Origin of the sequence: Pseudomonas sp. DTU12.1 (assembly GCF_009873475.1) — a bacterium.
Taxonomy (GTDB): Bacteria; Pseudomonadota; Gammaproteobacteria; order Pseudomonadales; family Pseudomonadaceae; genus Aquipseudomonas; species Aquipseudomonas proteolytica.
This window is the reverse complement of the sequence record NZ_CP045254.1, coordinates 5,321,292-5,347,398: the sequence shown is the minus strand read 5'-3', so window position 1 is coordinate 5,347,398 and position 26,107 is coordinate 5,321,292. Positions and strand designations below refer to the sequence as shown.

Below are 26,107 nucleotides of genomic sequence, written 5' to 3'. Positions count from 1 at the left end.
TCCTTAGCGGGCAATAGGTGTCAGGCGGATCAGGTGGATGCGACGGCTATCGGCATTCAGGATGCGGAAGCGGTAGGCGCCGATCTCGGTGGTTTCGTTGCGCTTGGGCAGGTGGCCAAACGCACTCATCACCAGGCCGCCGACGGTGTCGAATTCGTCGTCGGAGAATTCGCTATCGAAGAACTCATTGAAGTTCTCGATCGGCGTCAGCGCCTTGACCAGGAAATCCCCGCTGGGCAGCGGCTTGATGTAGCTGTCTTCTTCGACGTCGTGTTCGTCTTCGATATCGCCGACGATCTGTTCCAGCACGTCTTCGATAGTCACCAGGCCGGCGACGCCGCCGTACTCGTCAATGACGATGGCCATGTGATTGTGGTTGGCGCGAAATTCGCGCAGCAGCACATTCAGGCGCTTGGACTCAGGCACGAAGGTCGCAGGGCGCAGCAGGTCCTTGATGTTGAAGCTGTCGCCGTTTTCCTTGAGGATCAGCGGCAGCAAGTCCTTGGCCAGCAGGACACCCATGACGTCGTCATGGCTTTCGCCGATCACCGGGTAGCGCGAGTGCGCCGAGTCGATCACGGCCGGGAGGAATTCCCGTGGGGTCTGGGTCGCCTTGATGCTGATCATCTGCGAGCGCGGGACCATGATGTCCCGGACTTGCAGGTCAGCCACCTGGATGGCGCCTTCGACGATGGCCAGCGCTTCGCTGTCCAGCAACTTGTTCTGATGGGCCTCGCGCAGCAGCTCCAGCAGCTCCTGGCGGTTTTTCGGCTCGTGGGCAAAAGCCTGGGTCAGTTTACCCAGCCATGACTTTTGCCCGTTGCTCGATCGGTCTTCGCTCATAGCGATTACTCTAAATCCTTGATTGTTTCAGTTGAGTGTCGATTAGTGTTCGTCGTCCGCATAGGGATCAGGATGACCCAACTCTGCAAGCAACGTTCGTTCCAGTGCTTCCATTTCTTCGGCTTCTTCATCATCTATATGGTCGTAACCCAATAGATGCAAGCAGCCGTGCATGACCAGGTGGGCCCAGTGGGCCTCCAGGGCCTTGCCTTGTTCCTTTGCCTCGCGCTCCACCACCTCGACGCAGATCACCAGGTCACCCAGCAGCGGGATATCCAGCAATTCATCCGGTACATCGGCGGGGAACGACAGCACGTTGGTTGCGTAGTCTTTCTGGCGCCAGGTGTGATTCAGCTCGCGGCCTTCAGGCTCATCCACCAGGCGGATGGTCAGTTCCGAGTCGGCGGTGCGCTGGCGCAGGGCCAGTGCGCACCATTGGCGGAACTGTGCTTCGCTGGGGGCTGGCGCTTGGGTGGCCAGTTGCAGGTCAAGCTCAAGCATCGCGACGGTTGTCCTTCGACAGGCCATCGTCGCGGTGTTCGAAGCGCTCGTAGGCCTCGACAATGCGCTGCACCAGCGGGTGACGCACCACGTCCTTGGGCATGAAATGGGTAAAGCTGATCCCCGGTACGTCCTTGAGCACTTCGATGACTTGGCCCAGGCCCGACTTGGTGCCCTTGGGCAGGTCGACCTGGGTGATATCGCCGGTGATCACTGCCGTTGAGCCGAACCCGATACGGGTCAGGAACATCTTCATCTGCTCGACCGTGGTGTTCTGGCTTTCGTCGAGGATGATGAAGCTGTTGTTCAAGGTGCGGCCGCGCATATAGGCCAGTGGGGCGATCTCGATCACCTGGCGCTCGATCAGCTTGGCCACGTATTCGAAGCCGAGCATTTCATACAGTGCGTCGTACAGCGGGCGCAGGTACGGGTCGATCTTCTGGGCCAGGTCGCCGGGCAGAAAGCCCAGCTTCTCGCCCGCTTCCACTGCCGGGCGCACCAACAGGATGCGTCGCACCTGTTCGCGCTCCAGGGCATCCACCGCACAGGCCACGGCCAGGTAGGTCTTGCCCGTACCGGCCGGGCCGATGCCGAAGTTGATGTCGTTGCCGAGGATTTCCTTGACGTAGCGCTGCTGATTCAAGCCGCGTGGGCGAATCATGCCTTTTTTGGTACGCAGCGCCACGCTGGCTTCGGCCACCGGGTTGTTGGCCAGGTCTTCCACGGCTGATTCCTGCAGGTACAGGTGCACCGTCTCCGGCGACAGCTCGCTACCCTTGGTTTCGCGGTAGAGGCGACGCAGCAGGTTTTCTGCAGACGTGGTGTGCTGGGGTTCACCAATGAGCTCGAACTGATTGCCGCGATTGCGGATCTCGATGCTCAGGCGTTGTTCGATCAGGCGCAGGTGCTCGTCGAACTGTCCGCACAGATTGGCGAAACGACGAGCCTCAAACGGCTCGAGGAGGAAACGATGGGGTTCTGCTATGGGTGCGTTCAAGGTTGCTTTTAGCCGCCCTTTGGCTGTTTAGGTGAAATAGAGGATAACGCCAGCCGCCGGTGTGCGAAAGCACTTAAATGGACGGGCTTGGCTCTCAGGAACAACGAAGATCCACTGTGGGAGCTGGCTTGCCTGCGATAGGGCCGCCCCGTTCGAAAGAGATACTGCCTGTTACATCGCTATCGCAGGCAAGCCAGCTCCCACATTTGATCTGCATTTGCCTTCGGATCTGCTCCGTCAGTTGATCAACGAGCCGCGCAGCGAGTGCGGTTGCGCCGCGTCGATGTGCACGTCGGCGAACTGGCCGATCAGCGTCGGGTTATCGCAGCGGAAGTTCACGATCCGATTATTCTCGGTACGCCCCTGCAATTCGCCCGGGTCTTTCTTCGAGTAATCGGTAACCAGAATGCGCTGGGTCGAACCGACCATTTGTCGGCTGATCTCGAAACCCTGTTGGTTAAGGCGATGTTGCAGGGCGTTCAGGCGCTCCTTTTTCAGCGCTTCCGGGGTCTCGTCCGGCAAGTCGGCAGCCGGGGTGCCGGGGCGCTGGCTGTAGACGAAGGAGTAGGAGAAGTCGAAACCGACGTCTTCAATCAGCTTCATGGTCTGCTGGAAGTCTTTCTCGGTCTCGCCGGGGAAACCAACGATAAAGTCCGAACTGATGCAGATGCCCGGCACGGCGGCGCGCAGTTTGCGTAGCTTGGACTTGTATTCCAGGGCCGTGTGGTTGCGCTTCATCGCCGACAGGATGCGGTCCGAGCCCGATTGCACGGGCAAGTGCAGGTGTTTGACCAACTCTGGCACTTCGGCGTGTGCCTGGATCAGGCTGTCGGAGAATTCCAGCGGGTGCGAGGTGGTGTAGCGAATGCGCTCGATACCGTCCACCGCCGCGACCACGCGAATCAGCTCGGCCAGGTCCGCCAGGCGCCCGTCATGGGTCTGGCCCCGGTAGCCGTTGACGTTCTGCCCCAGCAGGGTCACTTCGCGCACGCCGTTTTCGGCCAGGTGGATGATTTCTGCCAGTACGTCGTCGAACGGGCGGCTGACCTCTTCACCACGGGTATAAGGCACCACGCAGAAGGTGCAGTACTTGCTGCAACCTTCCATCACCGACACATAAGCGCTTGGGCCGTCGATGCGTGGTTCGGGCAAATGGTCGAATTTTTCGATTTCCGGGAACGAGACGTCCACCTGCGGCAGTTTGGTAATGCGCGCGGCGTCGATCATTTCTGGCAGGCGGTGCAGGGTCTGCGGGCCGAAGACCACGTCGACATAGGGCGCGCGGTCGCGAATGGCGGCGCCTTCCTGGCTGGCCACGCAACCGCCGACGGCGATCACCATCTCCGGGTTGGCCAGTTTCAGTTCGCGCCAGCGGCCCAGCTGCGAGTAGACCCGGTCCTGGGCCCGTTCGCGGATCGAGCAGGTATTGAGCAGGATCACGTCGGCATCTTCGGCGCGAGCCGTGACTTCCAGGGCCTGATGTTCACCCAGCAGATCGACCATGCGCGAGCTGTCGTACTCGTTCATCTGGCAACCGTGGGTTTCGATGTAAAGCTTCTTGGCCATGGGAATCGTCAACTGGTGGTAAAGAACCGCGCATTATAGGGGGCATGCCCATTGGTTCCTAGCACTGTGCATCGGGTGCCATGCTATAGTTCGCGCCCTCATTTATATCCGCCGATGTGCTGCCCACCCCCCATGACCAAACGTGAAGCTCCAATCTACAAGGTGATTTTCCTTAACCAGGGCCAGGTGTTCGAAATGTACGCCAAGCAGATCTATCAAAGTGATCTGTGGGGCTTCCTGGAAGTGGAAGAGTTCGTCTTTGGCGAGCGCACGCAACTGGTCGTCGATCCGGGCGAGGAAAAGCTCAAGGCCCAGTTCGAAGGCGTGGTGCGCAGTTTTGTGCCGATGCATTCGATCGTGCGCATCGATGAAGTCGAGCGCCTGGGCACGCCAAAAATCAGCGAGGCCCGGGGCATGAGCAATGTCATGCCGTTTCCGATGCCGATGCCTGAGAAGTAGTCTTCTAGACCGCATCGCGCCCATCGCAGGCAAGCCAGCTCCCACATTTTGATTTGTGAACACATTCAAATGTGGGGGCTGGCTTGCCTGCGATGGCGTCAGAAGGGTTTAGATAATGTCAGGGCAGTGGCGAGAACGGCGAACGCCCATCCGCACTCTGCAATTCCTGCAAGTAGTTGCGGAAAATCTGGCCCAGCACCTGGGTCGCCACTTCCAATTCATCGCGCTGCATGTGTTCGGCGACTTCGTCGGCAGTGTCCAGCGCGTCTTCGGCGCCGTTGACCGCGGCCATTTTCAGCACGATGTACGCCTGCACGTTATTGGCCGGCACGCCTTCGCCATGGAAGAACATGCTGCCCAGCTTGAATTGCGCCTGGGCATGGCCCTGCAACGAGGCTTTCTCGAAGAAGCTCAAGGCCTTGTTCAGGTCGCGGGCAGGGTTTTTGTCGTCATAGAAGAATTCGCCCAACTCGTATTGCGCCTGCGCATCCCCACCGTCGGCCAGCGTCTGGCAGGCGCTCAGCGCCTCGGCCTGGCTTTCTGGCTGAGTATTGAGGGTGCAGCGACCCATCGCTGGGATCAACAACGAGTTGCCGCCCGCTTGTGCAAGTGCAAGCAGCGGTTGAAGGAGCAACAGGCAGCCCAGAACCAGGGTGCGGCCGGTGCGTTTCATGGGAATCGACTTACCTCTGACGGGGCGCGTGGAGCCACGTGGGGATCCAATAAGCGCGCATTATGAAATAAGCAGACCTCTGCTTACAAAGTCTTTACTCGTTTTTCTGCTGCGTGGGCAAGTTATCTGCCGGATTGCAGGTGATTTCTCGAAAAAAGAAGGAAATTTCTGTAAGCAAGGTAGCAAATCTGACGCCGCCACGGGCGACGTCAGGTTGTGGCTGGCTTACTTCAGTGCGGCAAAGGCACGTTCGGCGGCGTCCAGAGTCAGCTTCAGCTCGGCGTCGCCATGGGCGATGGAGGTGAAACCGGCCTCAAAGGCACTCGGTGCCAGGTACACACCGCCTTCGAGCATCAGGTGGAAGAAGCGCTTGAACAGGTCGGCATCGCTGCCCATCACATCGTCAAAGGTCACGATGTCGTCGGCGCCACTGAAATACAGGCCGAACATACCGCCGGCCTGGGTGGTGACGAACGGGATGCCCGCCGCATCGGCGCGTTGTTGCAGGCCGTCCAGCAGGCGCGTGGTGTAGTCGGTCAGCTCGGCGTGGAAGCCCGGGCGGCTGATCAGGCGCAGGGTAGTCAGGCCGGCGGCCATGGCCAGCGGGTTACCGGACAGGGTGCCGGCCTGGTAGACCGGGCCCAGTGGCGCGATGTGCTGCATGATTTCGCGCTTGCCGCCGAAGCAGCCTACAGGCATGCCGCCGCCGATGATCTTGCCGAAGGTGCTCAGGTCCGGTGTGACACCGTAGTAAGCCTGGGCACCGCCGAGGGCAACACGGAAACCGGTCATCACTTCATCGAAAATCAACACCACGCCATGCTTGTCGCACTGCTCGCGCAGGCCTTCGAGGAACCCCGGCGCCGGTGGCACGCAGTTCATGTTGCCGGCGACCGGCTCGACGATGATGCACGCCACGTCCTGGCCGACTTCGCTGAGCATTTTTTCGACGGCGGCGATGTCGTTGAACGGCAGGGTCAGGGTGTGCTTGGCAAACGCTGCCGGCACGCCGGCCGAACTCGGTACGCCCTGGGTCAGCAGGCCGGAGCCGGCTTTTACCAACAGGCTGTCGGAGTGCCCGTGGTAGCAGCCTTCGAACTTGATGATGCTGTCGCGGCCGGTGAAACCACGGGCCAGGCGGATTGCGCTCATGGTCGCCTCGGTGCCGGAGCTGACCATGCGCACCATCTCCATCGACGGCACGATCGAGCACACCAGGTCCGCCATCTCGGTTTCCATGGCGGTTGGCGCGCCATAGGACAGGCCGTGCTCCAGTTGCTTGCGCACCGCGTCCAGCACGTCGGGGTGGCTGTGGCCGAGAATCATCGGGCCCCAGGAACCCACATAGTCCACATAGCGCTTGTCATCTTCGTCGGTGACGTAGGCGCCTTCGGCGTGCTTGAAGAACAGCGGGGTGCCGCCAACGCTCTTGAACGCACGCACGGGGGAGTTCACACCGCCGGGGATGTGTTTCTGGGCATTGGCAAACAGGGTTTCGGAACGAGACATGGGCAGGCTCTCTGAATTCAGGATTTAAGGAGTTCGTTGAAGGCGCGGGCGCGGCGCGTCACTTCCTGGGGGCTGTCGGCACCGAACAGGCCGTGGACCACGGCCAGCAGGTCGGCGCCGTGCTCCACCAGAGGCGCAGCATTCTCCAGGGAGATGCCGCCGATCACGCAGATCGGCACCTGCAAGCGGGCGCGGGCCTGGGCCAGCATTTCGAGGGTGGCTGCCGGGGCGCCGGGTTTGGTGCTGGAATTGAAGAAGCGGCCAAAGGCGACATAGCTGGCGCCTTCGCGCGCGGCCTGTTCAGCCAGTTCGATCTGGCTATGACAGGTGGAGCCGATGATTGCATTGCGCCCCAGTAACGCCCGGGCCGGGGTCAGCGGGCCGTCGGTCTGGCCGAGGTGCACGCCGACGCCCAGGCGCGCGGCCAGCTCGGCATCGTCATTGATGATCAACTGGGTCTTGTAGCGCGAGCACAGTTCACGCAGGGCCTCGGCTTCGCGTAGGCGGCGGGCCTCGTCGCTGCTTTTATCGCGGTACTGCAGCAAGGTCACGCCGCCTTCCAGCGCAGCTTCGACGTAGGACAGGAACTTACCGGCCAATAGTTGGCTGTCGGTAATGGCATACAGGCCACGTAGTTTCATCGAGCAGGCCCCTTGATATTACGAACAGAAATCCAGTGGCAGGCGACGCGGCACAAACTGCCCCTGGCCCAGTTGTTCGGCGTCCCGCAGGGTGCGCCAGGTGTAATTGAGTGCCGACTCCACGGCGCTGGCCAGGCCTTCGCCTTGGGCCAGGCGACCGGCGAGGGCGCTGGCCAGGGTGCAGCCGGAGCCGTGATAGCTGCCGGGCAGGCGCTGGCAGGTGAAAGTGCGGCGCGTGCCGTCGCGGCTGTACAGGCGATTGTGCACCTCATGCTCGTCGCCGTGGCCGCCGGTGATCAACAGGTGCTTGATAAACGGCAGTAGTTTCTCGGCGCATTCGTCTGCCGTGCCATCGGGCAGTTCGGCGAGGATGCGTGCTTCAGGCAGGTTGGGCGTGGCAATCAGCGATAACGGCAACAGCCGCTCGCGCATCGCATAGCCGACTTCATCCTTGCCCAGGCTGCCGCCGCCACCGGCGCGCAGCACCGGATCGCAGACCACCGGCAGGTGCGGGTGCTGCTGTAGCAGTTCGACCACGGTATCAACCATCACCGTAGAACCGAGCATGCCCAGCTTGACCGCCGCGACTTCGGAGTCGCCAAGCACGGCGTTGGCCTGGGCCAATACCCACTCACGATCGAGCACGCGGAAGTCACTGACATTCACGGTGTTCTGCACGGTCAGCGCGGTCACGGCCGGGGCCGCGTGACAGCCTTGGGCGAGCAGGGCTTCGATATCTGCCTGCAAGCCGGCGCCACCACTAGGATCATGGCCGGAGAGACAGAGGACAACGGGACGAGAGCTGTAGATATTCATGGTGCGCGAGCTTACCACCAAACGCTTTTTGCGTGGCTGTCGGGCGGCGCCTGTATTTCATGGGGAAATACTTGGAAAGATGGCTACGGGCTATCATTCATTTTCAGCAATTTATGCTCTGAAAGTCCCGTCCTAGAGCCATCCGGAAAATTATTTCAATGGTGTCTTTTGGCCTTTACCGGCTATGCTAAAGTGGATCCAAACAACTTAATGTATCGCCGGTGTACGTCTTCTCAAAAGGAATGGGGGGCTTTTGACATAACCGGACAGGCCACGCTGGGGCTCTATGCGCTATTTGCTGATGTTTCTCTTGTGTGGGCTGCCGCTGCTGGCCGGCGCCGTCGAGTTCAACGAGGCCACCCGAAGCCTTCCCTTGGGCCGGGTCATGCAAGTACTCGAAGACCCAAGTGGTAGCGTCACCATTGCCGATGCCCGTTCTGCGCTAATGGCCACTCGTTACACCCGCCATGATAAAGACACCCTCAATGCTGGCTATTCACGCTCGGCGTTCTGGCTCAAGGTCGACCTGCATTACCTGCCCAAGGATCCCCAGGCCCAGCGCACCTGGCTGCTGGAGCTGGCCTATCCGCCCCTTGATCATCTGGAGCTGTACGTCCCTGACGATGCCGGTGGCTATCGCCTGGCCGGGCGTACCGGGGATGCATTGCCCTTTGCCAGCCGTGAGATTCGCCAGAACAACTACCTGTTCACTGTCGACTTCAAGGCGGGTGAACAGAAAACACTCTATTTGCGCCTGCAGAGCGAAGGTTCGATCCAGGCGCCGTTGACGCTGTGGTCGAGCACTGCGTACCTGGAAGACCAGCCGCTGCGCCTCTATGTGCTGGGCCTGATCTATGGCGTGCTGCTGGGCATGCTGGTGTACAACCTGTTCATTTACCTCAGCGTGCGCGACACCAGTTACCTCTATTACATTCTCTATATCGCCTCGTTCGGCATGTACCAGCTCTCGGTGAATGGCGCGGCGGTCGAGTATTTCTGGCCCGACAACCCCTGGTGGGCGAATGCGGCGACGCCGTTCCTGATCGGCGCGTCAGCGTTGTTTGGCAGCCTGTTTGCCCGCAGCTTCCTGCACACCGCCCTCTATAGTCGTTGGCTGGACCGGTTGCTGCTGGTGCTGGTGGGCACGGGGGCGGTGGTGATGTTGTTGTCGCTCATGACCAGCTACGCCCTGGCCCTGCGCCTGGCGACCGCGCTGGCCCTGGTTTTCACCGTGACCATCTTTGTCGCCGGGATCAAGGCCTGGTGCTGCGGCCAGCGCGTGGCGCGGTATTTCATCATCGCCTGGTCGGCGTTCCTGATCGGCGGGGTGGTGAACACGATGATGGTGCTGGGCTACCTGCCCAATGTGTTTCTCACCATGTATGCGAGCCAGATCGGCTCGGCCATCGAAGTCGCCCTGTTGTCCCTGGCCCTGGCCGATCGAATCAACGCGATGCGCGAACAGCAGGCGCAAATCCTGTTTGATGCCAGCCAGAAACTGGAAGTGCTCAACCAGCAACTGGCCCACAGCAACCAGTTGAAAGACGAATTCCTCGCGACCCTGACCCATGAACTGCGCACGCCGATGAATGGGGTGATTGGTTCATTGGAGTTGATGCAGACCGTGCCCCTGGCCGGGGACCTAGCGCAGTACCAGCACACCGCCGCCGGCTCGGCGCGGGACATGATGCGCATGGTCAATGGCATCCTCACCCTCACCGAATTGCAAGCCGGCCGGCTCAGCGCGCAGGCGCAAGTGTTCAGCCTGCGTGGGGTGCTCGATACCTTGCGCCAGCAATTCCAGGGTAATGCCCAAGGTAAGGGCCTGGAGTTCTCCATCGATGTGGCGGGGCAGTTGCCCGATCGCCTGGAGGGCGACGCAGGCAAGCTGATGCAGTGCCTGGAATGCCTGCTGGATAACGCGTTCAAGTTCACCCATGAAGGCGCCGTGCGCCTGCGGGTGGTGGGCGTGCCGCGGCCTGATGGTCATCTGGATCTGACCTTTATCGTCACCGACTCCGGAATCGGTTTTGCGCACCTGGATGAAGCGACCCTGTATCAGCGCTTCTTCCAAGTGGATGGCTCGACCACTCGTGAATATGGCGGCCTGGGCATTGGCCTGGCGATCTGCCGGCAGTTGATCGAATTGCTCGGCGGGCGGCTGACCCATCATTCCGAGCCGCGCAAAGGCAGCCGTTTCCAGTTGGAGGTGGCCGTCATTGCGGTGCCACCGGAGCCGGCCCGGGCCGTGGATCTGCACCGCGCACCCCAGGATTGCACGGTACTGCTGGTGGACGACAACAGCGTCACGCAATTGGTCTTGCGCGGCATGTTGCTCAAGCTCGGTTACCGGGTAAAAGTGGCAGACAGCGGCCCCGTGGCCCTGGCCATGCTGCAGGATGGGGCGTTTGATGCGGTGTTGCTGGATGTGCCCGAGGATGGCTTTTCCCTGTGCTGCCAGATCCGGGCCTTGCCCGGCTGCGCTGAACTGCCAGTGATCGGCCTGAGTGACTCCCTGGGCGGCGCACGTCAGCATTGTCATGGCATTGGCCTTTCCGAGCAGTTGCTCAAACCAATACGTTTTGAGCTATTGCAGGCCGTATTGCAGCGGCGCCTGCTGTGCCCGCTAGAGGGCGAAAGCGCCGGCAGTTAGGCGCATATGCCACTTTTTTAAGCGCAGTGACGATGCTTAACTGAATTCAAGGCCTCAATCAGCGTGGCCTTTTATCAGGAGGCCCGTCATGAATCTGCACCAGTTCGCCGAAACCCACGACGTTACCAACCAGCCGCCGTCCCTGGACGGCGCCAATCTGTATCGCCTCGACCTGCCCCTGCAGGAATGGTCGCGGCGCTTTGGCGCGGGCTGGGCCGAGGCGCGTATCGATGCCTATGGCGCCTTGGCGGGCGGGCCGCTGATGGAGGCCGGGTTCCTGGCGAATCAGAACAAGCCGGTGTTCAGCAGCCATGATCGCTATGGTCACCGCATTGACCTGGTGGAGTTCCACCCGGCGTATCACCAACTGATGCGCACCGCCGTTGAACATGGCCTGCCGTCGCTGCCCTGGGCCCATCCCCAGGCGGGCGCCCATGTCGCCCGAGCGGCCCTGACCTACCTGCACAGCCAGGCCGAAGCCGGCACGGGCTGCCCGCTGACCATGACCTTCGCCTGCGTGCCGGCCCTGCGTCTGCAACCGGACCTGGCCGACACCTGGCTGGCAAAAATCCTCAACACCGAATATGACCCGCGCAACGTCGGCATCGCCCACAAGGCCGGCGCAACCATCGGCATGGCCATGACCGAGAAGCAGGGCGGCACCGACGTGCGTGCCAATACCACCCGCGCTTACCCCGTGGGTACTGGCGGCCCTGGCCAGCCTTATGAATTGGTGGGGCATAAGTGGTTCTGCTCGGCGCCGATGTGCGATGCCTTCCTGACCCTGGCCCAGACCGACAAGGGCCTGACCTGTTTCCTGCTGCCCCGGCACCGCCCGGATGACACGCGTAACCAGTTCTATATCCAGCGCCTGAAAAACAAACTCGGCAATTGCTCCAACGCCTCCAGCGAAGTGGAATTCCGGGGCGCCCTGGCCTGGATGATCGGCGAAGAGGGCCGTGGCGTGCCGACCATCATCGAAATGGTTGCCATGACCCGTTTCGATTGCATGGTCGGTTCCAGCGCCTTGATGCGCCAGGCCCTGACCCAAGCCAGCCATCATTGTGCCCATCGTTCGGTCGGTGGGCGCGTGCTCAGTGAACAACCTTTGATGCAAAACGTCCTGGCCGATCTCGCCCTGGAAAGCGAGGCGGCCCTGGCCTTGAGCCTGCGCATGGGCCGGGCGCTGGACCATCTGGGGGATGAGCAAGAAGCCAAGTTCGCCCGGTTGGTGACGGCCGTGGGCAAGTATTGGATCTGCAAGCGCGCGCCGGCCATGATCAACGAAGCCGCCGAATGCATGGGCGGCGCCGGGTATGTCGAAGACAGCATCTTGCCGCGCCTGTACCGTGAGGCACCGGTCAATTCAACGTGGGAAGGTTCTGGCAACGTGCAATGCCTGGACGTGCTACGGGCGTTGTCGAAAGAGCCAGGGGTGCTGGAGACATTGTTCGTCGAATTGGGCGATGGGCATGGCGATAAGCGCCTGGCGCGGCATATCGAGCAATTGAAGTCGGCGTTTATGGACACCCAGGACATCCAGTACCGGGCGCGGCAACTGACTGAGGATATCGCCGTGGCGTTGCAGGCTAAGTTGTTGCTGGAGGCGGGCAACGCCAGTGTCAGCGATGGGTTTATCGGCAGTCGGTTGGGTGAGTCGTCGGGGCGGGTGTATGGCACCTTGCCACGGGGTGTGGATGTGCAGGCCATCGTCGCCCGCTCAACCCCTGCCTAAACGTGATCCCATGTAATTGGAGCAGGCAAGCCTGCTCCCACATTTGAACGTATTCCAATTCAGAGGTGGTTAGGTCAGCCTGTGGATAACCAGGCATGCCAATTCAGAGTTTGCGTCTGGCGGCGATGCAGGCAAGATGAAGGCCTGCACGTCAGAACACAGGATGCTTACCGTGACCGAAGCTTTTGTTGTCGTCCAAACCGCCGAAGAGGCCGTGGATCGGCTGGCAGCTCTGCATGAGCGAGCCACCGGCGCGCTCAACCAGGCTCTCAAGCAATACCTCAAGGATCGCGTCGAGCCCGACGCCGCACAACGTGCGCTCTTTCGCTACCCCGAACTGCGGCTGACCTACCACTGCCATGGCGAAGTCCCACAGACCACTCGCGCTTACGCCAAGGTGCAGTTGCCGGGCACCTACAGCGTCACCGTCACCCATCCGGCGGCGTTCCGCAAATACCTGCTGGAACAACTGGTGCCACTGATGCACGACTTCACCGTGACGGTGGAGGTGGGCGTCAGCCAGCAGAATATCCCGTACCCGTACGTGGTGGAGCAGGGCGACGAGTTGGCCGGCTCCGGCGTGACCGCAGCGACCCTGGCGCGGGTGTTCCCGAGCACCGATCTGTCCGCCGCCACCGATGGTATCGCCGATGGTCTGTATGACTGGGAAAACACCGATCCGCTGCCCCTGGCGCTCTTCGATGCGGCCCGCGTGGATTTCTCCCTGCGCCGTCTGGTGCACTACACCGGCAGCGATTGGCGGCATGTGCAGCCGTGGATTCTGCTGACCAACTACCACCGTTACGTCGACCAGTTCATCGTCCATGGCCTGGAACAATTGCGCAGCGACCCACGCTTTATCCGCATGGTGTTGCCGGGCAACGTGATCATCGAAAAAGGCATGGACCACGGCGAAGCGTCTGCCATTGCCGCAGGCGTGGTCTGGCACCGTTATCAGATGCCGGCCTACCACTTGCAGGCCAGCGACGGCCATGGCGTGACCCTGGTCAACATCGGTGTCGGCCCGTCCAATGCCAAGAACATCACCGACCACTTGGCGGTGTTGCGTCCCCATTGCTGGCTGATGATCGGTCACTGCGGTGGCCTGCGCCAATCCCAGACCATCGGCGACTATGTGCTGGCCCATGCTTACATGCGGCGCGACGGCATTCTCGACCGCGTGGTGCCGCCGAACATCCCGATCCCGGCGCTGGCTGAAGTGCAGATGGCGTTGCAGCAAGCGGCGGCCAACGTCACCGGCGAGAAGGGCGAAGAGCTGAAAAAACGCCTGCGCACCGGCACCGTGTTGACCTACGACGACCGCAACTGGGAGCTGCGCTGGGCCCAGGAACGGCCGTTGATCAACCTGTCGCGTGCGGTGGCGGTGGATATGGAAAGCGGCACCATCGCCGCGCAAGGCTACCGTTTGCGGGTGCCTTACGGCACCTTGCTGTGTGTGTCGGACAAGCCGCTGCACAGTGAAATCAAGTTGCCAGGTTCGGCCAACGCGTTCTATGAGCGGGCCGTGAGCCAGCACTTGAAGATCGGCATCGAGGCGGTGGACTTGTTGCGCACCGAGCTCAACTCGTTGCATTCGCGCAAACTGCGCAGCTTTGACGAGCCGCCGTTCCGCTAAATAGCAGGGTGGTTATTTAACGGTCAGGCCACTAGCATGGTCGGTCCTGACCGTTAGATATTCCGTTGCCATGTCCCGTCCTGCCCGTCCCGACTCGCGCCGCCCTGGCGTGAAACCTCCACATGCCGCTGCTCGCCGTGTCGCCAAGGCGCCGCCGGCCGAGCCGAAGTTGATCCTGTTCAATAAACCCTTCGACGTGCTGACCCAATTCAGTGACGAAGGCGGGCGCGCGACCCTCAAGGATTTCATTGATATCCCCGGCATCTACCCCGCCGGGCGCCTGGATCGGGACAGTGAAGGCCTGTTGCTGCTGACCAACGATGGCCAGTTGCAGGCGCGGATTGCCGACCCCAAGCACAAACTGGCAAAGACCTACTGGGTACAGGTGGAAGGCGAGCCCACCGAGGAGCATCTGCAACGCCTGCGCGCGGGGGTGGAGTTGAACGACGGCATGACCCTGCCGGCCCAGGCCCGGCGACTGGAGGAGCCAGAACTGTGGCCGCGCAACCCGCCGGTGCGGTTTCGTAAAAACCTGCCAACCTATTGGCTGGAACTGGTGATTCGCGAGGGGCGCAACCGCCAGGTGCGGCGCATGACCGCCGCCGTGGGCTTGCCGACCTTACGCCTGGTGCGGGTGAAAATCGGTGATTGGTCGATTGAAGGCCTGGACCAGGGCCAATACCGCGAAGTGCCGGCGCGCTTATAACGCCCCGGATTCGATCAGGCCGATCACTACGCTCTTGATGATAAACGCGGCCACGCCCAGGCCCAGCACGAAGAACAGAATCATCGAGCCAAAGCGCCCGGCTTTGGATTTCTTCGCCAGGTCCCAGACGATAAAGCCCATGAAAACGATCAGGAGGGTGACCAGTCCGGTCATCATCCACTCTTCAAACAGCACGGGGTCAATCGAATTCATTGGGCAGTTTCCGACAAAGGCAGGCGCGCAGTATAAGGCAAGACGGCAGGTGCAACGTTGACCTGCGTCGGTGCGTCGCACCCAGGTGTCACTGCCTGAGCGCGCTCAAAATGTGGGAGCTGGCTTGCCTGCGATAGCCATAAGTATCTACATAACTTTCAGAAACTGACGAGCTCTCCTGTGGCGAGCGGGCTTGTCGGAACGCCGTATCGCCCGCGCTGGGCTGCGAAGCAGCCCCAATAAGCCGAATGCGTTGTACCAGATACACCGCAGCGGCTGGTTTTGGGGCTGCTTCGCAGCCCAGCGCGGGCGATACGGCGTTCCGACAAGCCCGCTCGCCACAACTGCGCTATCTGCCTGGATTTAGGCGTTGCGGCAAAGTTGTGTAGATACCTATGCTGCGATAGCGGACTGAAGCTGGCATATCAGCGACTGAAATTCCGCTATCGCAGGCGAGCCTGCTCCTACATGGGTTGGGTGGTGAGTCTTAGGTACGCAGGTGAGTCAACGGCAACTCGGTGCTGTTAAGCACCTGGTTGAGCACGAAGCTTGAGCGCACGCTGGTCACCCCTTCAATCCGGGTCAGGTGGCCCAGCAGCAGTTTCTGATAGTGATCCATATCCGGCACCACCACTTTCAACTGATAGTCGGCATCCATCCCGGTGACCAGGCTGCATTCCAGTACTTGCGGCAAGGTGCGGATGGCCGCTTCGAAGTTCTCGAAACGCTCGGGGGTGTGTCGGTCCATGCCGATCAACACGTAGGCAGTAAGGCTTAGGCCAAGCATCTTGCGGTCGAGCAGGGCGACCTGGCGCGAGATATAGCCGTCGTCTTCCAATTGCTTGACCCGGCGCGAGCAGGGTGACGGCGACAGGCCGATCCGCTCGGCCAGCTCCTGGTTGGAGATCCTCGCGTCGCGCTGTAATTCCGCCAAAATACTCAGGTCGTATCGGTCAAGTTTGCTCATGGGGATGGCCTTTGTCGTAACTATTGCTGTGAATTATCTATCCAGGGTTAAAAATTGCGCAAGCACTGTTTATTGACGCAATCTTCGCAATCATCTGTCGGCGCCTCACGCCTATGATTACCAACAGAATCACTGCCCGGACATAGAGTCCACTGCAGCCCGCCCAATCAGGCCGGCTGCGGCCCGCCAACCCCACCGGGTTGGGCCGGCCCCCGGGCTGCACACTGTCCACAAGACGGCGTGAGGTGAGCCAACGTCATAAGCGTTGAGCCAGGACGAAGTTCTCAAGGGGCGACCGACGGGTCGCCCCTTTTCTTTTGCCGGCGAAAATTGTTCTGGCGACTGATAACCTGTTGCAGAACCGGGCCCGGCTTTTCCAGTCTCATGCACAGGCCCTAATCCGCAGTGAGGAATAGCATGAAGCGCATCTGGCGTTTGGCAGGTGTAGGGGTGTTGATGGTCACCTTCGGCACGCAGTTGATGGCCGACGAACGAGACAACTCACCACGGCAGGGGCAAGGCCCGCAGGGCGGTGACGGGCAGCGAGAGCGAGGGCATTCAGCCAACCCGCCGCGCCCGGAACACATCCAGCCAAGCCCGCAGGGTGAGCGCGGTGGCCAGAATGGCCAGTGGCAGGCTCGTCCGCAAGGCCACGAAGCACCACGCCCGGCGCCCCAGGCCGGTAGCAACCTGCCAATCCAGGGCCGGCCCGATTCCGTAGGCCAGACCCAGGAGCCGCGCCAGGGCAATTACCGTGACATTCCCAGGCGCAACGACGGCAACCCGCATTGGCAAGCCGGCGGCCCCGGCTCGCGCCCAGGCTACAACGGCCACCCCAATGACAACCGCTGGCCAGGCCGCCCCGACGGGCATGGCAATGGCTGGGGGCCCGGCCCGCAATATCGGCCGGGCTACACGGTGGACCGCTTCCCCGACCGCAATTACCGCGTGCCCTATCGCGGCCAGGATTATTTCTTCTCGGGTGGTTATTGGTATCGGCCCCAAGGCCCGCGCTATGTAGTGGTCGCGCCACCCTACGGGATTCGTGTGCATTACCTGCCGGACTATGCGCGGGAAGTGTGGGTAGGCAGCGCGCTGTTTTTCCTCGCTGCTGGCGCCTATTACAGCTACGAGAGCAGTACCCAGCAGTACGTGGTGGTGCAACCACCGGTGGCCAGCCTGCCTCCGCAGCCGGCGCCCCAGGGCAATGGGTATGACGTGGTGGCCTATCCCGCCAACGGTCAATCGCCTGCCCAGGTGCAGCAGGACGGTTACGATTGCTATCGCTGGGCGGTGCAGCAGAGTGGCTTCGACCCGCAGACCGTCACCTACGCGCCTGCGCCAGCGGTGGTGCAAACTTACCGCCAGGCCCAGGGCAACTGCCTGGGCAGCCGCGGCTATCAGGTGACCTACTAAGCCTTGTTGCCGGTGACCACTTCCAGCGGGTCGGCGTGCACCAGCACCTCGGCCCGAGGGTAGGCCTGATGGATGGCATCGGCGGCCTGGTCGCTGATGCCGTGGGCCACCGACAGGCTCAACTCTCCCGGTAACTCCAGATGCAACTGTACAAACCAGTGGTTGCCGGAAATCCGCGTGCGTAAATCATGGGCACCCAATACGCCGGGCACGCCACGGGCCAGTTCGAGCATGTGCTGGCTGACTTCGGCCGGCAGTTCCTCGTCCATCAGCACGGCAAAGCTTTCCCGGGCGATCTGGATCGCGCTCCACAAGATGTAGGCGGCGATCCCCAGGCCAAACCAGGCATCGACTTGATGCAAGCCAAAAGCCGCCAGCACCAGCGCCAGGAGGATGCTGCCATTGAGCAGCAGGTCCGACCGGTAATGCAGCGAGTCAGCGCGCACCGCGTTCGAGCCGGTTTCGCGGATCACCCGGTGTTGCAAGATCAGCAGCGCCACGGTCAGCGCCAGCGACAGCACAATCACCGCGATACTCAGCCATGGCGCGCCCACCGGTTCCGGGTGCTGCAAACGCTGGTAAGCCTGGAAGGCGATCAACACTGCACTGCCGGCGATAAACAGCGCCTGGGCCATGCCCGCCAGGGATTCTGCCTTGCCATGCCCATAACGGTGATCGTCATCCGCCGGGCGCAGCGCGTAATGCACCGCCAGCAGGTTGAGCAGCGACGTCACGCCGTCGAGCAGCGAATCGGTCAGCCCGGCGAGCATGCTCACCGAACCACTGAACCACCATGCGACGGCTTTACCGATAATCAGGATGCTGGCCACGCCGACCGAAGCGCGGGTGGCCAGGCGCAACAGGCGGGCGTGTTCGGTGCTGGTGCTCATGGGGCAGTCAAATCCTTACGCGGCAGGTTGCAGGCCCAGAGACGCGAGTTGTTGCACGCTGCCCTTGAACTGGATCAGGCGTGGGTCGTCCAGCGGCAAGCTGCGGCCGGTTTCGTGTTCGATGATGGTTTGCAGCTTGGTGTTATCCACTTTGCCGTCGGCGCCGATGGCTTCTTGCAGCTTCTCGGGGGCCACTTGTGCGCTCTTGCCCGGTTCGAAGTAAATCGCACCGGTGGCGAAGTCCACGCCAAAGGCGATCAGGCCGGGGATCACGTAGAACAGCAGGCCGACCGCATCGAGCACGGCAATCGCCGGGTCGATCTTGCCGTCGATCTGGCCACGGCGATCAGGATAGAAAATCGAACCGCAGGCCGTCAGTTGGCTCAACAGGGTGACGGCCAGAACACCGCCGATGACACGGGAAGCAATACGCATGGGATTCTCCTGAACTTGTATGGGGTGACTATAAAGCAGATCTACCGCGCGCCACCCCTCTAATGTGGGGGCCAGCGCCTACTTTTAGTCGCATTCCAATTGGAGGCGGCACTCCACCGATATCCAGCAGTTCGCCGTTATACTCGCCGCTCTGCCTTGGAGCCAGTATGAATTCGTTGCCAATCGATGATGTTTTACCCGCCTTGCGTAAAGCCTTGGCGACGCGCCATGAAGCCGTGCTCGAAGCACCGCCCGGCGCCGGTAAAACCACGCGGGTGCCGTTGGCGCTGTTGAATGAAACCTGGCTGGCCGGGCAAACCATCCTGATGCTTGAACCCCGCCGGCTCGCCGCCCGTGCCGCCGCCGAGCGGTTGGCCAGTGAACTGGGGGAGAAGGTCGGGGAGACCGTTGGCTACCGTATCCGCCTGGACAGCAAGGTCGGCCCCAACACCCGTATCGAAGTGGTCACCGAAGGCATCCTCACCCGCCGCCTGCAGGATGATCCGGCACTCGATGGCGTGGGCTTGCTGATCTTCGACGAATTCCATGAGCGCAGCCTCGACGCCGACCTGGCATTGGCCCTGAGCCTCAATGGCCGCGAGTTGTTTCGCGACGAGCAGCCGCTGAAAATCCTCCTCATGTCTGCCACCCTCGAAGGCGAACGCTTGTCGGGTCTGCTGGACAACGCACCGATCCTGCGCAGCGAAGGCCGCATGTACCCGGTGCAGATGCGCTGGGGGCGGCCATTCCAGCCCGGTGAGTTTATCGAGCCACGGTTGGTGCAGACCATCCTTGAAGCCCTGCACGACGAAACCGGCAGCGTGCTGGTGTTCCTGCCGGGGCAGGCGGAGATTCGCCGGGTCAATCAACAACTGGCCGACGCCCTCGGTGAGCGCAGCGATGTGCTGCTCTGCCCGTTGCATGGCGAGCTCGACCTGACAGCCCAGCGGGCGGCTATCGACCCGGCACCCGCCGGCAAGCGCAAGGTGGTGCTGGCCACCAACATTGCCGAGACCAGCCTGACCATCAATGGCGTGCGAGTGGTGATCGACGCCGGGCTGGCGCGGGTACCGCGCTTTGACCCCGGTAGCGGCATGACCCGTCTCGACACCCAGCGCATCTCCCGTGCCAGTGCTACCCAGCGCGCAGGCCGGGCCGGGCGACTGGAGCCAGGCGTGTGTTATCGCTTGTGGTCCGAAGACCAGCATGAAGCGCTGGCGGCCTATGGCAGCGCGGAAATTCTCTCGGCGGACCTGGCCGGCCTCGCCCTGCAACTGGCGCGCTGGGGCGTGACGCCGACGCAGTTGGTCTGGCTTGATGTCCCGCCCACCGCCGCCTATGCCCAGGCCCAGGATTTGCTGGAACGTTTGGGCGCGTTGAAGGACGCGACCTTGACTCCCCACGGGCAGAAAATGGCCAGCCTGCCGGCGCACCCGCGCATCGCGCATTTGTTGCTGCGGGGGCAGGACCTGGGGCTGGCGAACATGGCGTGTGATGTTGCCGCGCTACTGGGCGAGCGCGACATCTTGCGTGGCGCCGGTGCGGACTTGCACAGTCGCCTGGCGTTGTTGTCCGGCGAGGAGCGCGCCCGTGGCACCCAGGGTGGCGTACAGCGGGCCAGGCAGTTGGCCCGGCAATATCGCGGCTATCTGAGAGGCAAGGCCGAGCAGCCGGTGGCCGATCCCGATCACCCGCGTTGGCTTGGGGCGTTGCTGGCGCTGGCCTACCCGGACCGGGTGGCGCAGCAGCGTCGTGCGGGCGGTGCGGAGTATCGCCTGGCCAACGGTCGCGCCGCGTTGTTTGCAGAGGCCGACAGCCTGATGAAACAAGCATGGTTGGTGATTGCCGACCTGGGCAGCCGGCAGGGCCAGCGTGAAGAGCGGATCTACCTGGCCGCGGATTTTGATCCGGCGCTGTTCGATTCGGTATTGGCCGAGCAAGTGCGCTGCTTCGATCAACTGGATTGGGATGAGCGCGAGGGCGTGCTGCGCGCTGAACGCCAGCGCAAGGTCGGTGAGCTGATCCTCAGCCGCGAGCCGCTGACGGGCCTGGACGAGTCCGCCCGCAGCCAGGCGCTGGTCAACCTGGTGCGGCGCAAGGGCCTGGAGCTGCTGCCCTGGACCCCCGAACTGCGCCAGTGGCAGGCCCGCGTCATGCTGCTGCGTCAACTGGATGCCGGCAAGCCCAGTGAGTGGCCCGACGTCAGCGACAGCGCCTTGCTCGCCAGCCTGGAACATTGGTTGATGCCGTACTTGGGCAAGGTCTCGCGCTTGAGCCATTTCGCCAACCTGGATGTTTCCAGCTTCCTGCATAACCTGTTGCCCTGGCCGCTGCCCCAGCGCCTGGACGAACTGGCGCCCCATCATTTGAAAGTGCCTTCGGGCTCATCGGTGCGCCTGGACTACAGTGAACAGCCGCCGATTCTTGCGGTGCGCTTGCAGGAGCTGTTCGGCCTGGCCGACACCCCACGCATCGCCGGTGGGCGGCAGGTGGTCAAGTTGCACCTGCTGTCCCCAGCACGGCGGCCGGTGCAGGTGACCCAGGATCTGGCGAACTTCTGGCGCAGTACCTACGCCGAGGTGAAGAAGGATCTGAAGGGGCGGTATCCCAAGCATTACTGGCCGGATGACCCCTTGGTGGCAGAGGCGACTGCGCGGATCAAACCGCGCAAGTAATCCCGATCAAGATCTAACTGTGGGAGCTGGCTTGCCTGCGATGGCGGTGGGTCAGTTAGCCAGGTGCTGGATGACAGACCGCTATCGCAGGCAAGCCAGCGCCTACACAAACCCTGTTCCACATTGGGTTTGGGGGTGTTTGCTATTGCGCCGCAGGCAGCAGGAACCGCGCAATCACCGGCAAATGATTGGAAATACGCAACGTATCGTCCTGCCGCACTCTGGCTTCGACCTTCTTCAGCCTTGGGCTGAAGAACAGATAATCCACCGTGCGATCCGGCCCATCGAGGCCCGGGTCGTTGGGGAAGTGGGTCAGCCACTGGGCGCGGTCAATCCCGCTGGATTGGCTGTTGCTGGGGACCATCGGGTATTTGTCCCACAGCAGATGCAGTTCGCTGTCCGGTGAGTACTGCCCGCGTCGGCCAGGGTCCAGGCGCAGGAATTGCCCCAGCGGCAACAGGTTGAAATCCCCGCCAATCAGCCACGGCGTGCCTCGGCTTTCGAATTTATCCAGCAGTTTGATGGTTGCCTGCACTTGTTCGCGCACCGCGCTATGGCCGGGTGCGCCATTGTCCAGGCGGGTGTTGAGCACTGCCAGTTGGCCGCCGTCGCTCAACGGCAGGTAACTGAGCAGTAACGCAGGCTTTGGCTGGAATTGGCGACTGAGCAGGTTGGCCGAGGCCACGGGCAGTTGCAGGCGTTCGGCGTGTTCGATCTGGTAGCGGCTGAGGGTCACCAGCTTGCGGCCGACGCTGCCGAAGATATGCCAGTCGGGCACAAAGTCGGCTTTCCAGTCGAAAGCCTGGACGCTGCAAGGGTAGAGGTCCACCAGACGCTCCTGGAGCAGCGCCAGTTGATCCTGGTAGTGGGATGGTTTGGCGCCTTCGTCCAGCTCCTGCAACAACAGTACGTCTGGCTGTTCGTCACGGATCACCCGTGCCACTTCGTCCAGGCTGGAGGCCATGTCTTCGATGGTGGGGCGCTCGTCCGGGCCGCTGCCGTCGGGGGTGTCGTACCAGAACACGTAGTTCTTGCCCGCCAGGTACTGCACGTTCCAGGTCATCACCTTGAGCGCCTGGCCGGGCAGCAGCGTCGGCGCGCGCGGGGCGACGCAGCTTACGGGCAAGGTCTGTTTGTCGGCGGGGCGCCAGGTCAGGCTGTAGACCAGGGCGGTCAGCACGCCAGCCAGAATCAGCAGACCTACCAGGGTTGTACGCAGTAAACGGTTCATCGGCTCGCCTTATGGCGCTGCAGGACAGGCACGGAGCATACCCGACCGGCAGCCGGGAGCCCAAGGACCATGTTAACGGGCGTCTGCATCACCGGCGATCAGCATGAACAGGCGGAACAGCACCACGCTGGTAAACAACTGCAAGAAGCTGTGGGCACTGTCGATCAGCACCGCCAGCAGCGGGTTCTGCAGGTCGGGCCAGGCCGCGACGCTGGCGCCCTTGAGCAGCCACAGCGGGGTCATTACGCACAACAGGCAGATCAGGATGCGCAGGAAATGCCCGCGGGTCAGGCGGAAACTTTCCTTCATCGCGGCCAGCGCAGGCATGCCGCGCAGTACCAGCAGGTATTCGGCGAAGGCCAGGGTGACCATCAGCCATAGCCCCGGCAGGAAATACAGCGACAGCCCCAGCAGAATCAGCAAGGTGCTCATGGCGGTCAGTAGCGCATAGCGAGGCCACAGGGTCAGCGCCATGGCCAGCACGTCGGCGGTGCGCGGCGACTCGCCACGGCTGCGGGCGTCGAGGAACAGGATCAACGCGGCGGTGTACAGCGGATACACCAGCAGCCCGACGATCATGCTGTAGCCGGTGAACGCCTCCGGGCCCAGCGTGCGATCGAGCACTTGTTGCAGTACGGCTTCCAGGATCACCAAGGGCAGGCACAACTGCACGATGGCGCCCAGGTTGCGCTGGAAGAAATAGAAAGAGTCGCGCAGAACGGTCAACGGATTCATCAAAGTCATCACAGGCCAAAAAAGCAGCAGACACTTTAACTGATCACCGACAAACGTAAACCTTGGGTAAAGACCATTGAAACGCCGCGGCCCAGCCCCATTACTGGTGGCGTACCTTGCCCATTGCGGGCGGGACGCAGATTTTTACCGGCAATCTAACGAGGTCGCCATGAACAGCGAAGAGCAAACCCTGATCGATGGACTGTTTTCACGGTTGCAGCAAGCCGAAACGGATTCAGCCCCCCGCGACGCCCAGGCAGAAGCGCGGATCAAGGAGCACATCACTCGCCAACCAGCCGCCGGGTACTTCATGACCCAGGCGATTCTGGTGCAGGAAGCCGCGATCAAGAGCCTGGATGCGCAGAACAAGCAGCAGGCGCAGCAAATTCAGCAGTTGCAGGATGAGTTGCAACGCACCCGGACAGCACCGCCGGCCGCGAGCGGTGGTGGTTTTCTGTCGAGCATCTTTGGTGGCAGCTCCCGCGAACCGCAGCCTGCGCCCAGCGCGCCGGCCTCTGGCGCGGGCGGTTGGCGCGAGCCGAGCCGGCCGGGCTTCAACAGCGCGCCTGCGCCACAACAGAATTATCAGCAACCCCAGCCGGCAGCGCCCGCCGGTGGCGGCTTTCTCGGCGGCGCCCTGAAAACCGCAGCCGGCGTGGCCGGTGGTGTGATGCTGGCCCAAGGCATCAGCAGCCTGTTCAGCCATAACCAGCAGCCGCAGGTGGTGGAAGAGATCATCCGCGAAGAGCCGGCACCGGCCAGTGACAACAGCGGTTGGGGCAATGACGAGCAACGTTTCGCGGGCAATGACAGCACTGACAGCTTCGCCGACAGTGGTTATGCCGATGATTCTTCCTACTTTGGCGACGACGACTCCTTCGTCTGACACTCACTGAATCGGGGCGCGTTGTCGCCCCGGTCTGATTTTTCTCGGAAACCTCCTCTTGGCTGGCATACTGAGCGCCTTTGCGGGCCATCACGTCCCCGGTGCCATGAGGATATGCGGTGAAAAAAATAGCAGTGTTCGCCGATGTGCAGAACCTCTACTACACCGTGCGCCAGGCTTATGGCTGCCACTTCAACTACGCCGCCCTGTGGGCTGATATCAGCCAGCGCGGGCAGATCGTCGAGGCGTATGCCTACGCCATCGACCGTGGCGACAGCAAGCAGCAGCAGTTCCAGCAGATCCTGCGCAACCTGGGCTTTACCGTGAAGCTCAAGCCTTACATCCAGCGCAGCGATGGCTCGGCCAAAGGCGATTGGGACGTGGGCATCACCATCGACATCATGGACGCTGCCGACCATGTCGACGAAATAGTGCTGGCCTCGGGTGATGGCGATTTCGACATGTTGCTCGATCGCATCATTCATAAACATGGCGTCGAAGCCGTGGCCTACGGCGTGCCGGGGCTGACGGCCAACTCGTTGATCCGCGCGGCCAGCCGCTACGTGCCTATCGAAGGCGCGTTGTTGCTCAAATAGATTTTCAGATGGGGTTGGAACAGGTTTGGAACGTATAGCGGTCATCGACTTTGAAACCACCGGCATTTCGCCGAGCAGCAGTTGCCGGGCCACGGAAATTGCCGTGGTCATCCTGGAGCAGGGCCAGATCGTGGACCGCTACCAGAGCCTGATGAACGCCGGCGTGCGCGTGCCGGGGTTTATCGAGCAACTGACCGGCATCAGCAACGCCATGCTGCGCAGCGCGCCGCCGGCGGAGCGGGTGATGAACGAGGTCAATGAGTTTGTCGGCACCACGCCGCTGCTGGCGCACAACGCCGCGTTCGACCAGAAGTTCTGGGACTTCGAACTGGGCCTGATCCGCCGCACCCGCCTGCAAAAATTCGCCTGTTCGCTACTGTTGGCGCGCCGGCTGATGCCTGCCGCACCGAACCACAAGCTTGGCACCCTGACCTCCTACGCTCAGTTGCCCCACACCGGCAAGGCTCACCGGGCCATGGCCGACGCGGAAATGGCAGCCAACCTCACCGCCCACCTGGCGCAGGAACTGCGCCGTGCCCATGGCTTGCGCGAGTTGTCCCATGACCTGCTGTGCAGTTTGCAGAAAGTGCCGGCGGCGAAGATCAATGATCATCTGAAGAAACATCGCGGGTTCTGATAGCAATCCCGAGCACAACCAAGATCAAACTGTGGGAGTGGGCTTGCCCGCGATGGCGGTGGGTCAGTTTAGCCATTCGGGCCTGACGCACCGCCATCGCGGGCAAGCCCGCTTCTACACTTATTCGCATCCAGCCCCGGCAACCCGATCAACAGTAGGCCTGTGCTCAGGCACCGCCATTCTTCCCTTCCAAATGCCCCAACGGCACCCGCCGCTCTATGGCGCTCGACAGGATGATCGAGGTCTTGCTGAAGCCAAACTTTGCCACCCGGTTGATCAGGTTTTCCAATTCCGGCATCGAACCCACCGCCGCTTGCATGATCACGCAGGGGTCGCCGGTGACCCGGTGGCATTCGGTCAGTTCGGGGATTTCTGCCAGGGCGTCGTACACCTTCTGGCTGCCGTTGTTGGTCAAGCGCAGTTCGATCGTACATTGGATCGGCAAGCCGATCTTGGACAGGTCGACCTTGGCCTGGTAGCCGGTGATTACGCCGCTGGCCTCCAGCTTGGCCACGCGTTCGGCCACGGCGGGGGCGGAGAGGTTAACGGTACGGGCCAGTTGTGCGTAGGTGGCGCGGCCATCCTCCAGCAGGGCGCTGAGGAGCATGCGGTCGTATTTGTCCATGATAAGGCTCTGGCAGTAGGGGGCTTTCGAATACAAGGCTTATAGCCTTGATAACCATGATTTGAA

25 protein-coding genes are annotated in these 26,107 nt (G+C 61.9%); 10 read left to right on the top strand and 15 right to left on the bottom strand.

From position 1 onward, the window contains the following. Nucleotides 1–3: 3 nt before the first annotated feature. The 4 genes from GDV60_RS23685 to miaB all read right to left on the bottom strand — a co-directional run bounded on the left by GDV60_RS23685 (nucleotide 4) and on the right by miaB (nucleotide 3,907). Nucleotides 4–843: an HlyC/CorC family transporter gene (locus GDV60_RS23685; RefSeq protein ID WP_005791724.1), complete on the bottom strand. Its 840-nt coding sequence runs from the start codon at nucleotides 841–843 to the stop codon at nucleotides 4–6. A 42-nt stretch (nucleotides 844–885) separates the two neighbouring features. Further along, nucleotides 886–1,344, bottom strand: coding sequence for an rRNA maturation RNase YbeY (ybeY, locus tag GDV60_RS23680; RefSeq protein WP_029292240.1), 459 nt, complete (start codon nucleotides 1,342–1,344; stop codon nucleotides 886–888). Continuing rightward, nucleotides 1,337–2,341: a PhoH family protein gene (locus GDV60_RS23675; protein WP_029292238.1), complete on the bottom strand. Its 1,005-nt coding sequence runs from the start codon at nucleotides 2,339–2,341 to the stop codon at nucleotides 1,337–1,339. The genes ybeY and GDV60_RS23675 overlap by 8 nt, the downstream gene beginning before the upstream one ends. A gap of 237 nt (nucleotides 2,342–2,578) precedes the next feature. Next, a complete protein-coding gene (gene miaB / locus GDV60_RS23670; protein ID WP_159908903.1) occupies nucleotides 2,579–3,907 on the bottom strand; it encodes a tRNA (N6-isopentenyl adenosine(37)-C2)-methylthiotransferase MiaB in 1,329 nt (442 codons plus the stop codon). A 132-nt stretch (nucleotides 3,908–4,039) separates the two neighbouring features. Between miaB and GDV60_RS23665 the strand changes: the two genes are divergently transcribed. Then, nucleotides 4,040–4,366, top strand: a complete 327-nt coding sequence (locus GDV60_RS23665; protein ID WP_003215457.1) for a DUF1820 family protein — start codon at nucleotides 4,040–4,042, stop codon at nucleotides 4,364–4,366. Between the two features lie 118 nt (nucleotides 4,367–4,484). Here the strand turns inward: GDV60_RS23665 and GDV60_RS23660 are convergent, their stop codons facing one another. The 4 genes from GDV60_RS23660 to GDV60_RS23645 form a co-directional block, all read right to left on the bottom strand. Beyond that, nucleotides 4,485–5,039, bottom strand: coding sequence for a tetratricopeptide repeat protein (locus tag GDV60_RS23660; RefSeq protein WP_029292222.1), 555 nt, complete (start codon nucleotides 5,037–5,039; stop codon nucleotides 4,485–4,487). Nucleotides 5,040–5,264: 225 nt separating this feature from the next. Next, entirely contained in the window at nucleotides 5,265–6,548 is a 1,284-nt protein-coding gene (gene hemL, locus GDV60_RS23655; RefSeq protein WP_133714651.1) for a glutamate-1-semialdehyde 2,1-aminomutase, read from the bottom strand. 17 nt (nucleotides 6,549–6,565) lie between these two features. Further along, a complete protein-coding gene (gene thiE / locus GDV60_RS23650) occupies nucleotides 6,566–7,189 on the bottom strand; it encodes a thiamine phosphate synthase (protein ID WP_029292218.1) in 624 nt (207 codons plus the stop codon). 18 nt (nucleotides 7,190–7,207) lie between these two features. Beyond that, entirely contained in the window at nucleotides 7,208–8,005 is a 798-nt protein-coding gene (locus GDV60_RS23645; protein ID WP_038443553.1) for a hydroxymethylpyrimidine/phosphomethylpyrimidine kinase, read from the bottom strand. Nucleotides 8,006–8,291: 286 nt separating this feature from the next. On the opposite strand from GDV60_RS23645, the gene GDV60_RS23640 reads away from it, so the two are divergent. The 4 genes from GDV60_RS23640 (at nucleotide 8,292) to GDV60_RS23625 (ending at nucleotide 14,735) form a co-directional block, all read left to right on the top strand. Continuing rightward, nucleotides 8,292–10,658 (top strand): 7TM diverse intracellular signaling domain-containing protein, encoded by a 2,367-nt coding sequence (locus GDV60_RS23640; RefSeq protein WP_159908901.1) that lies wholly within the window; start codon nucleotides 8,292–8,294, stop codon nucleotides 10,656–10,658. A gap of 88 nt (nucleotides 10,659–10,746) precedes the next feature. Continuing rightward, nucleotides 10,747–12,393: an acyl-CoA dehydrogenase family protein gene (locus GDV60_RS23635; protein ID WP_159908899.1), complete on the top strand. Its 1,647-nt coding sequence runs from the start codon at nucleotides 10,747–10,749 to the stop codon at nucleotides 12,391–12,393. Nucleotides 12,394–12,529: 136 nt separating this feature from the next. Beyond that, a complete protein-coding gene (gene amn, locus GDV60_RS23630) occupies nucleotides 12,530–14,029 on the top strand; it encodes an AMP nucleosidase (RefSeq protein WP_169851182.1) in 1,500 nt (499 codons plus the stop codon). A gap of 70 nt (nucleotides 14,030–14,099) precedes the next feature. Next, nucleotides 14,100–14,735, top strand: coding sequence for a pseudouridine synthase (locus GDV60_RS23625; RefSeq protein ID WP_029292210.1), 636 nt, complete (start codon nucleotides 14,100–14,102; stop codon nucleotides 14,733–14,735). Here GDV60_RS23625 and GDV60_RS23620 read toward each other — a convergent pair. Together GDV60_RS23620 and GDV60_RS23615 are read right to left on the bottom strand one after the other, a co-directional pair. Then, on the bottom strand, nucleotides 14,730–14,939 hold the full coding sequence (locus tag GDV60_RS23620) for a DUF2788 domain-containing protein (protein ID WP_029292208.1): 210 nt from the start codon (nucleotides 14,937–14,939) through the stop codon (nucleotides 14,730–14,732). The genes GDV60_RS23625 and GDV60_RS23620 overlap by 6 nt on opposite strands. Before the next feature lie 496 nt (nucleotides 14,940–15,435). Beyond that, nucleotides 15,436–15,915: an Lrp/AsnC family transcriptional regulator gene (locus tag GDV60_RS23615; protein WP_003176264.1), complete on the bottom strand. Its 480-nt coding sequence runs from the start codon at nucleotides 15,913–15,915 to the stop codon at nucleotides 15,436–15,438. Nucleotides 15,916–16,332: 417 nt separating this feature from the next. Between GDV60_RS23615 and GDV60_RS23610 the strand changes: the two genes are divergently transcribed. Continuing rightward, nucleotides 16,333–17,331 carry a DUF6515 family protein gene (locus tag GDV60_RS23610; protein ID WP_104910963.1) on the top strand — a complete coding sequence of 333 codons (999 nt, stop codon included), beginning with the start codon at nucleotides 16,333–16,335 and terminating at the stop codon, nucleotides 17,329–17,331. On the opposite strand, the gene GDV60_RS23605 is transcribed toward GDV60_RS23610, so the two are convergent. Both GDV60_RS23605 and GDV60_RS23600 read right to left on the bottom strand, forming a co-directional pair. Next, nucleotides 17,328–18,221, bottom strand: a complete 894-nt coding sequence (locus GDV60_RS23605) for a cation diffusion facilitator family transporter (protein WP_029292204.1) — start codon at nucleotides 18,219–18,221, stop codon at nucleotides 17,328–17,330. The two genes, GDV60_RS23610 and GDV60_RS23605, sit on opposite strands and share 4 nt — an antisense overlap. Before the next feature lie 15 nt (nucleotides 18,222–18,236). Next, the gene (locus GDV60_RS23600) at nucleotides 18,237–18,656 is read right to left on the bottom strand and encodes a hypothetical protein (protein ID WP_029292202.1); all 420 of its coding nucleotides are present in this window, start codon (nucleotides 18,654–18,656) and stop codon (nucleotides 18,237–18,239) included. 167 nt (nucleotides 18,657–18,823) lie between these two features. Between GDV60_RS23600 and hrpB the strand changes: the two genes are divergently transcribed. Beyond that, on the top strand, nucleotides 18,824–21,331 hold the full coding sequence (gene hrpB / locus GDV60_RS23595) for an ATP-dependent helicase HrpB (RefSeq protein WP_092230606.1): 2,508 nt from the start codon (nucleotides 18,824–18,826) through the stop codon (nucleotides 21,329–21,331). 142 nt (nucleotides 21,332–21,473) lie between these two features. On the opposite strand, the gene GDV60_RS23590 is transcribed toward hrpB, so the two are convergent. Then, nucleotides 21,474–22,562 (bottom strand): endonuclease/exonuclease/phosphatase family protein, encoded by a 1,089-nt coding sequence (locus tag GDV60_RS23590; RefSeq protein ID WP_029292198.1) that lies wholly within the window; start codon nucleotides 22,560–22,562, stop codon nucleotides 21,474–21,476. A 72-nt stretch (nucleotides 22,563–22,634) separates the two neighbouring features. Further along, complete coding sequence (locus tag GDV60_RS23585; protein WP_070994180.1) at nucleotides 22,635–23,297, bottom strand: YciC family protein; 663 nt, start codon at nucleotides 23,295–23,297, stop codon at nucleotides 22,635–22,637. A 169-nt stretch (nucleotides 23,298–23,466) separates the two neighbouring features. Here GDV60_RS23585 and GDV60_RS23580 point away from each other — a divergent pair, with 169 nt between their 5' ends. The 3 genes from GDV60_RS23580 to GDV60_RS23570 all read left to right on the top strand — a co-directional run bounded on the left by GDV60_RS23580 (nucleotide 23,467) and on the right by GDV60_RS23570 (nucleotide 25,416). Next, the gene (locus GDV60_RS23580; protein WP_070994179.1) at nucleotides 23,467–24,183 is read left to right on the top strand and encodes a DUF2076 domain-containing protein; all 717 of its coding nucleotides are present in this window, start codon (nucleotides 23,467–23,469) and stop codon (nucleotides 24,181–24,183) included. A 119-nt stretch (nucleotides 24,184–24,302) separates the two neighbouring features. Continuing rightward, entirely contained in the window at nucleotides 24,303–24,779 is a 477-nt protein-coding gene (locus GDV60_RS23575) for an NYN domain-containing protein (protein WP_029292193.1), read from the top strand. 25 nt (nucleotides 24,780–24,804) lie between these two features. Beyond that, nucleotides 24,805–25,416: a PolC-type DNA polymerase III gene (locus tag GDV60_RS23570; RefSeq protein ID WP_029292191.1), complete on the top strand. Its 612-nt coding sequence runs from the start codon at nucleotides 24,805–24,807 to the stop codon at nucleotides 25,414–25,416. A 166-nt stretch (nucleotides 25,417–25,582) separates the two neighbouring features. On the opposite strand, the gene GDV60_RS23565 is transcribed toward GDV60_RS23570, so the two are convergent. Next, the gene (locus GDV60_RS23565) at nucleotides 25,583–26,041 is read right to left on the bottom strand and encodes an Lrp/AsnC family transcriptional regulator (protein WP_029292189.1); all 459 of its coding nucleotides are present in this window, start codon (nucleotides 26,039–26,041) and stop codon (nucleotides 25,583–25,585) included. Nucleotides 26,042–26,107 lie beyond the last annotated feature (66 nt).

What these genes read in the sequence shown, in the direction of transcription:
- GDV60_RS23685 (WP_005791724.1), bottom strand. Translation starts at nt 843, where the DNA reads ATGAGCGAAGACCGATCGAGCAACGGGCAAAAGTCATGGCTGGGTAAA.
- ybeY (WP_029292240.1), bottom strand. Translation starts at nt 1,344, where the DNA reads ATGCTTGAGCTTGACCTGCAACTGGCCACCCAAGCGCCAGCCCCCAGC.
- miaB (WP_159908903.1), bottom strand. Translation starts at nt 3,907, where the DNA reads ATGGCCAAGAAGCTTTACATCGAAACCCACGGTTGCCAGATGAACGAG.
- GDV60_RS23665 (WP_003215457.1), top strand. Translation starts at nt 4,040, where the DNA reads ATGACCAAACGTGAAGCTCCAATCTACAAGGTGATTTTCCTTAACCAG.
- GDV60_RS23660 (WP_029292222.1), bottom strand. Translation starts at nt 5,039, where the DNA reads ATGAAACGCACCGGCCGCACCCTGGTTCTGGGCTGCCTGTTGCTCCTT.
- hemL (WP_133714651.1), bottom strand. Translation starts at nt 6,548, where the DNA reads ATGTCTCGTTCCGAAACCCTGTTTGCCAATGCCCAGAAACACATCCCC.
- thiE (WP_029292218.1), bottom strand. Translation starts at nt 7,189, where the DNA reads ATGAAACTACGTGGCCTGTATGCCATTACCGACAGCCAACTATTGGCC.
- GDV60_RS23645 (WP_038443553.1), bottom strand. Translation starts at nt 8,005, where the DNA reads ATGAATATCTACAGCTCTCGTCCCGTTGTCCTCTGTCTCTCCGGCCAT.
- GDV60_RS23640 (WP_159908901.1), top strand. Translation starts at nt 8,292, where the DNA reads ATGCGCTATTTGCTGATGTTTCTCTTGTGTGGGCTGCCGCTGCTGGCC.
- GDV60_RS23635 (WP_159908899.1), top strand. Translation starts at nt 10,747, where the DNA reads ATGAATCTGCACCAGTTCGCCGAAACCCACGACGTTACCAACCAGCCG.
- amn (WP_169851182.1), top strand. Translation starts at nt 12,530, where the DNA reads ATGAAGGCCTGCACGTCAGAACACAGGATGCTTACCGTGACCGAAGCT.
- GDV60_RS23625 (WP_029292210.1), top strand. Translation starts at nt 14,100, where the DNA reads ATGTCCCGTCCTGCCCGTCCCGACTCGCGCCGCCCTGGCGTGAAACCT.
- GDV60_RS23615 (WP_003176264.1), bottom strand. Translation starts at nt 15,915, where the DNA reads ATGAGCAAACTTGACCGATACGACCTGAGTATTTTGGCGGAATTACAG.
- GDV60_RS23610 (WP_104910963.1), top strand. Translation starts at nt 16,333, where the DNA reads ATGAAGCGCATCTGGCGTTTGGCAGGTGTAGGGGTGTTGATGGTCACC.
- GDV60_RS23605 (WP_029292204.1), bottom strand. Translation starts at nt 18,221, where the DNA reads ATGAGCACCAGCACCGAACACGCCCGCCTGTTGCGCCTGGCCACCCGC.
- GDV60_RS23600 (WP_029292202.1), bottom strand. Translation starts at nt 18,656, where the DNA reads ATGCGTATTGCTTCCCGTGTCATCGGCGGTGTTCTGGCCGTCACCCTG.
- hrpB (WP_092230606.1), top strand. Translation starts at nt 18,824, where the DNA reads ATGAATTCGTTGCCAATCGATGATGTTTTACCCGCCTTGCGTAAAGCC.
- GDV60_RS23590 (WP_029292198.1), bottom strand. Translation starts at nt 22,562, where the DNA reads ATGAACCGTTTACTGCGTACAACCCTGGTAGGTCTGCTGATTCTGGCT.
- GDV60_RS23585 (WP_070994180.1), bottom strand. Translation starts at nt 23,297, where the DNA reads ATGAATCCGTTGACCGTTCTGCGCGACTCTTTCTATTTCTTCCAGCGC.
- GDV60_RS23580 (WP_070994179.1), top strand. Translation starts at nt 23,467, where the DNA reads ATGAACAGCGAAGAGCAAACCCTGATCGATGGACTGTTTTCACGGTTG.
- GDV60_RS23565 (WP_029292189.1), bottom strand. Translation starts at nt 26,041, where the DNA reads ATGGACAAATACGACCGCATGCTCCTCAGCGCCCTGCTGGAGGATGGC.